The 4,735-nt window shown below is 66.9% G+C and carries 6 protein-coding genes; 4 read left to right on the forward strand and 2 right to left on the reverse strand.

Annotated elements, in window-relative coordinates; all coding sequences use genetic code 11:
• Window positions 1–90: 90 nt before the first annotated feature.
• Window positions 91–291: a hypothetical protein gene (locus QSK21_RS35580; protein ID WP_285702168.1), complete on the reverse strand. Its 201-nt coding sequence runs from the start codon at window positions 289–291 to the stop codon at window positions 91–93.
• Between QSK21_RS35580 and QSK21_RS35585 the strand changes: the two genes are divergently transcribed.
• Window positions 224–460, forward strand: a complete 237-nt coding sequence (locus QSK21_RS35585) for an alpha/beta hydrolase family protein (protein WP_285702163.1) — start codon at window positions 224–226, stop codon at window positions 458–460. The genes QSK21_RS35580 and QSK21_RS35585 overlap by 68 nt on opposite strands.
• A gap of 274 nt (window positions 461–734) precedes the next feature.
• Complete coding sequence (locus tag QSK21_RS35590; protein ID WP_285702164.1) at window positions 735–1,241, forward strand: TSCPD domain-containing protein; 507 nt, start codon at window positions 735–737, stop codon at window positions 1,239–1,241.
• Between the two features lie 39 nt (window positions 1,242–1,280).
• On the opposite strand, the gene QSK21_RS35595 is transcribed toward QSK21_RS35590, so the two are convergent.
• On the reverse strand, window positions 1,281–2,108 hold the full coding sequence (locus tag QSK21_RS35595; RefSeq protein WP_285702165.1) for a 5'-3' exonuclease: 828 nt from the start codon (window positions 2,106–2,108) through the stop codon (window positions 1,281–1,283).
• A 274-nt stretch (window positions 2,109–2,382) separates the two neighbouring features.
• Between QSK21_RS35595 and QSK21_RS35600 the strand changes: the two genes are divergently transcribed.
• Both QSK21_RS35600 and QSK21_RS35605 read left to right on the forward strand, forming a co-directional pair.
• Complete coding sequence (locus QSK21_RS35600) at window positions 2,383–2,817, forward strand: NUDIX domain-containing protein (RefSeq protein WP_285702166.1); 435 nt, start codon at window positions 2,383–2,385, stop codon at window positions 2,815–2,817.
• Window positions 2,818–3,068: 251 nt separating this feature from the next.
• A complete protein-coding gene (locus QSK21_RS35605) occupies window positions 3,069–4,436 on the forward strand; it encodes an AlbA family DNA-binding domain-containing protein (protein WP_285702167.1) in 1,368 nt (455 codons plus the stop codon).
• Window positions 4,437–4,735: the final 299 nt, after the last annotated feature.

Below are 4,735 nucleotides of genomic sequence, written 5' to 3' on the forward strand. Positions count from 1 at the left end.
TTGGCGGGCCAGCTCGACCGCGCGGCGCCGGAACTCGGGCGGGTGTGGTGACGGCATGACGAACATCCTTCCTGATGATCGCCGGTGACCTCAGGACAGGTGTCCGGTGAACGGGGGGAAGCTCACGGGTGCCACGAGGATCTCCACGACGGGCATGGCCGGGGTGTCGGTGAGGACGAGCACGGTGTGGTGCGCGGTGTAGGCGGCTAACAGGGCGGTGAGGATGTCGTGCCCGTCGCCGTACCAGGGGTCAATCCTCCAAGGCGCCCAAGACCCCCGCGTCCCCCGCACCGAATCCGACCAGCTCGTCGAAACCCTCCGGACTCGGGGCGTCGACGTCCGCTACGACGTCTACGAGGACGAGGGCCACGGGTTCACCAACCGCAACAACGAACTACAGGCCTACGAACAAATCGCGGACTTCCTCAAACACCACCTACGCACGCACGAACAAACCTGAACGCACCCGCCACCTGGCACGGCCATCTCGTCACCGACAACCGCCACAGCGCGATCCCTGGGACCACCATCGCAAGGTGGCGATCGCCGCGAGGAGCGCGGCGCCCCAGGCCGCTTGAGTTAGGAGGTTCGGTGGGTCGCGCGACATCGGCTCTTGTCGCTCGCTAGCCTTCACCAGTCCCACATGTAGTGGCCTGCCAAGGTCAGCCTTGGCACAAGTTGTGTTACGGGCGGAGATGCAGCAACAGTCAATGCGCACGGCCGGTGGTGTGCCCATGCCGAGGAAACGGCTCGGCCACACCACCTCGGTGACCATCGGTGGAGAGCGGTTCACCCTGACCGCCAACGGCGGTGCAGACGGTCGCCTCGGCGAGGTCTTCCTCACCTGCGGTAAGCAAGGCCACACCGTCACCGGCTTGATGGACGCCTACGCCACCGCTCTGACCGAAGGTCTCCAGCGGGGCTTCCCGCTCATCGATCTGGTCCGCCAAGGGCTGGACATGCACTTCACCCCCTGCGGTCACACCGACGACCCGGACTTCCCTCGGGTGCGGAGCGTGGTCGATTGGGCCGCCCGCCGCCTGGCCGCCGACTGGCTCCCCTTCGACATCCGAGCCGCGGAAGGGATCCTCACCCTCAGCGAACGGGTGAACGCCGCCCAGGACTGGCTGGCCTCCCACGACCCCCAGATCGCTCCGGCGGACGGGGCCAGCCACCGGATCGACGATTTCCGAGCCGACCTGGCCGGCGGAATCGGCGTACCAGCCCGACCCCACACCTGAACGCCCAGCCACGCCCAGGCTCCTGCCGGTCAGATTGGTTCACCACAGGTCCAGCAGGGCGAGGACTTCGGCGGCCAGGGGCAGGGCGGGTGAGGCGTGCCCGGTGGGTGTGGTCGGCAGTGGGATGTCGTGGCGCAGGCGGGCGAGGTCTCGGCAGCGGATGGCGTGCTCGAGGTTCTCCAGCACCAGCCGCCCCTTCTTGCCCACCAGCCGTCCGGAGGCGGGGAGCTCTTCCAGCGACAAGCCGTCGTGCAGGAGACGCGCGGCGGTGACGGCGCCGATACCCCGAACGCCTTTGATGCCGTCGGAGGGGTCTCCCACCAGCCCGGTACGGCAGCACCAGGCTGCAGGCGGCACGCCGTACCGGGCCTGGATGTGCTTGGCGTCGATGAGTCGCTGCCCTGCCGGCTTGGCAATGTTCAGGACCAAGACGCGATCGGTGACCAGCTGATACATGTCGCGGTCACCGGACATGATCACCGCGTTGCGGTCACCAGACCAGGTGCAGGCGAGTGCGGCGATGACATCGTCGGCCTCGGCGTCGTCGATCTCGATCCAGGGGACGGTGAGAAGGTCGAGGCCTTGTTTGATGTGGGGCAGGGCCTTGATCGGTGCCAGGGCGGTTTCGTCTTTGCCACGGTGGGCCTTGTAGCCGGGGTCGAGTTCGCGCCGCCGGGCGCTGCCGTGTTCGCCGTCGAACACGACCATGATCTCGGGGTGGGCGGTGAGTTCATCGCGAACCGCCACGCGCAGCAGCGCGAAGAAACCGAAGACACCGGTCAGGTCCCGGGTCTTGTCGCGGCTGTTGACGCGCGCGGGGAAGCAACCCGGGGTCGGCAACGGGAACGGCCAGTCGAGCACAGTCACTGCCGCGCGCCACAGCGGCCAGGGCCGTGCCGGTGAGCTTGCTGCTGGCCATGGCGTCCGATCCCTAGCAGACGGTTTTGCTCCAGCAGGCGGGACAGGACGACCAAACTTGGGACCGTAGTGTTCGACCAGCGCCCCGCCCAGCATCGAGGATCTTGCCCGGTACGTCCGGTGCCATCGGCCTCGGCTGGAAGGGCTTAGCCCGGATCGGCACCGGGCCGGGGATCGTGGCGGTCGGAGGCCAGGCACTCCCACCGGAAGGATGACTACGAAGATGCGTGTTCGGGGCATTCTTCTCACCCCCGCCGTCGGCATGCTCACGATCAAACGTCTCCGGCCCAGGATGGAGCCGTACTGGGTGCTGCCCGGCGGGGCCGTCGAGGACAATGACGCGACGCCAGAGGACGCGCTGCTGCGCGAGATGCGCGAGGAACTGGGCGGGCACACGCACATCCACTCGCTGATCCATGTGATCGACGGCTCCGACGAAGCCGAGTTGTACTTCCTCGCCACGATCAAGTTCTGGGACCTGGCCCAGCGCACCGGCCCGGAGTTCACCGAGCCGGCCAGAGGCGCGTACCACGTGGAAGAGGTACCGCTCACAGCTGAAGGGATCGCCTCGATCGATCTCAAACCCCAGCAGGTCGCCCAGCTGCTGGCACAGCACCAGTCCGGGGTGTTCGATCTTGCCGACCTGCGCCTTCGATAGCCCAGCCGGACGTGTGCGGCAGGCATGTCGTGGCCCAACACGCCGGGCGGGCACTGCGGGCTGCGACCGTCACTCATGATCGAGGCGGCGCCCACCACCTCGCCCGGCGTGGCACATCGGCTGGTGCGCCATTATCGCCGGACAGGGCTGAACGACCGAACGCGCCGTCTAGCGATTGGATAATCCGGTGAAGACAGGCACCGCCTCCGGCAAAGTAGGGCACCCCCTCTCCACCGGCATGGGAGCAAGCCTTGGCGTTCCAGTCCGCGCGTCTGACGACGATCTTCGGCGCCTCGCCCGAAACCGTGTCCTATGAGCAACTCCAGGCGCTGACGTCCAATGAGGCCGCTGGCGAGGCCGAGGACCTGGACTACAAGCTCAGGTATGACGCCGGCGACAAGGGCAGCGACGACATCGCCGTCGACATCGCCACCTTCGCCAACCACCTCGGGGGCGTGATCATTGTCGGGATGGCGGAGGCGAACGCCCGGCCGTCAAAGGCTGTCGGGATCGAACTGACCGACGCTTTCCAGCGGCGCATCAGAACGTGTGTCGCGGGTCGGGTTTTCCCGCAGCCCCAGTTTGACATGCGGGCGGTCCCCGACCCGACCGACACCAGCGCGACCCCACGCGGACTCTTGCTCATCATGGTTCCGCGTAGCCCGCTGGCGCCTCACGCGGTCCTGGACCCCAAGGAGAAGGAGAAGCTGCGCTGGCCACGCCGCCACGGCACAGGCAAGATCTGGATGTCCGAGAGCGATATCGCCACTGGCTACAGGCGCAGGTTCGTCGCGGCAGCCGAACAGAGCGAGCGGCTCACCACGGTTGAGGCGCAATGCCTCGAAGCCATCCAGAATCACAAGGACAAGGGCAAGGTCCACGACTACACGGCCGGGCTGTTGCTCGTGTCCCTGGCGCCCGACCTCCCCGGACATATGATCATCGATCGGGACAGCCATGCACAGTTCAACCGCGACATCCAGCAGGACTCCATCCTGATCGGCAGCAACAAGCTGGGCGAACTGACACGCGTCGGCGTGGGGCGGCGCCGGCTCACAGCCGAGACGGCCGGCTGGCCCGCGATCAGGGCCGAGCTCCACTCGGACGGCTCCGGTGCGGTGGCGATCCATCTGCCCGGGCAGCGCCCTGAAGCCGGGCCGTCGGGGGTGTGGGACTCTTCTGTGACAGCCTGGACGGCGTCTGCGTTGCGGTTGCTCGGTCGGCATGCGCGCGATCGCGTCGGTGTGTCCGGAAGCGCTGCAACATCTGCGAGCCTTCACCCGTACGCCCCGATCCTCAACGGGCCGCCGGTTCTTGGCGGCAGCTTGATCATCCTGACCGTGGGGTTCTTCGGGGATGGCCGGGATGTGCTTGGAGGTGAACCGCAGATGTCGGCGCGCGGCGAGGCAGACTTCCTGATCGATCATCTCGCCAACGACGGGCAAGAGCTGGCCCAGGCAACCGAGCGGCTGGTCAGCGACCTCTTCCAGTCATTCAACGCAGTCGGCACCCGCCAGATCACGCGCGAAGGCGAGCTGGCGCTGCCCGCATGGGGGTCAGAGCGAGAGACAGCGGAGCAGTGGGCCCGCGCAGCCAACATCCCCATCGCAAAGGCTTAACGCGCTGGCCGATGTGGCCGGGGCCGTGGTCGACGCTGGTTGCGGCCGTAGAGGCAACGGGCCTTGAAAAGGCACCCGACGCACAGCCGGAAGACAGTGCTCTCCCGCTCTAAACGAGTAATTCCATGCCCAAGCGCCGCCCGTGACGTGCACAATCGCCAGAATGTTGGATTTCTGAGGTTCCCCCCGTAGCACGGACACCTGCGGTGAGGTCACTCGGTGGTGTCTGAGGGCAGGTTGAGCCCTTCGAACGTGACGGGGCTGTGCATCCCGATACTGGAATGCCGCCTGTATGGATT

Origin of the sequence: Actinomadura sp. NBRC 104412, from assembly GCF_030269515.1 — a bacterium.
Taxonomy (GTDB): domain Bacteria; phylum Actinomycetota; class Actinomycetes; order Streptosporangiales; family Streptosporangiaceae; genus Spirillospora.